The sequence below is a fragment of the Corynebacterium sp. HMSC069E04 genome, assembly GCF_001813175.1.
Taxonomy (GTDB): Bacteria; Actinomycetota; Actinomycetes; order Mycobacteriales; family Mycobacteriaceae; genus Corynebacterium; species Corynebacterium aurimucosum.
The window spans coordinates 1-1222 of sequence record NZ_KV811632.1 but is presented as its reverse complement, the minus strand read 5'-3'; the positions used below and the strand labels follow the sequence as shown (position 1 = coordinate 1222).

Here is a 1222-nt window from a genome sequence, read left to right as displayed (position 1 = left end):
TACCAATACAGGTGCGCATATTTACCAATATTCGACTAGTTATCCACAGGGTTTTACCTGCACGTTTACCTATTTTCCCAGGTGGCTTATAACTATATCCCTGTAGTTCTATATCCCCACAGGGGATCCACCAATCAACACCACCAGAAGCTTAAGACCGAAAGGCTCCCGCCTCACCTTCGGCTCGTTGGGCTGCCGCCCAAATCGCAAGCGATTTGGTTGCCACCAAAACACCCCACCACAACCGCAGTCCTATGACCCTCCACGTATCCTTGTGTCTTCTAGACTGTCTTGGAAAAGAAAAGAGCGGCAAAGAATCAGAAAAGGTAACTAAGTGCCCCAGGGGCGCTACACAGAAAACAGTGCTGCCGTTATGTTCGATAGCGTTTAGGCTTCCATGTCGGTATGGGACTCTAGGCTTGGGGCCATGGGATTTTTAGAAAACCTCCTCAACCGCTACACCCCACGCACGCCGGGCAAGCCGGTCTTTGCCGTTATTGACACTGAAACCACCGGCTTTAACAAGCGCTACGACCGCATCATTGAAATCGCTGCCGTGCGCGCAGACAGCCACTTCAACCCCGTCGACTCCTGGCACACACTGCTTAATCCTGACGGCAAGGCCATTAAAAACTCCCACATTCACGGCATTACCAACGACATGGTGGCAACCGCCCCAACGTTTAGCGAGGTATATGGCGACTTCACCAGCTACATCGACGGCATGCAACTATTCGCGCACAACGCACCGTTTGACTCAAAAATGATCGTTGCTGAGGTCGACCGCATGACCGGTGGAGACGATAATGAGGACGAGTTCTTCCCCTTCATTGACACCATTGACCTTGCCAAGCAAATACTCGACCGTGGCCCCTACAACCTACCGGCACTCCTCGACCGCCTGGGACTGGACAATCCTGACGCGCACGCAGCAGTAGCCGATGCGACCGCCACAGCGAACATGCTCCACGCCCTCTTCGGGTCTCAGCGCAGCGAAATTGGCCGCAAGATTTTGCGTCAAGGCGAAGTATTCCGCACCACCAACACCTGGTGCACAAGTCACGCCACCCCACTGCTCCCCCGCGAAATATAGAAACCCACCAGCACAAACACCAACCACGGCAGTCCATGCGAACGACTACGCAGATTTCTGCCCGCAGTAGAGAAAGGTAGCTACGTCCCCAGCGTGGGAGTGAAGTGCCCCGAGTTTTGTTCCTAGGCA

Annotated in this window: 1 protein-coding gene; it reads left to right on the top strand. The window is 53.9% G+C overall.

The window, feature by feature from the left end; translation table 11 throughout:
• Positions 1-427: 427 nt before the first annotated feature.
• Positions 428-1093, top strand: coding sequence for a 3'-5' exonuclease (locus tag HMPREF2896_RS02145; protein ID WP_232770537.1), 666 nt, complete (start codon positions 428-430; stop codon positions 1091-1093).
• The last annotated feature ends 129 nt before the right edge of the window (positions 1094-1222 follow it).

What these genes read in the sequence shown, in the direction of transcription:
- HMPREF2896_RS02145 (WP_232770537.1), top strand. Translation starts at nt 428, where the DNA reads ATGGGATTTTTAGAAAACCTCCTCAACCGCTACACCCCACGCACGCCG.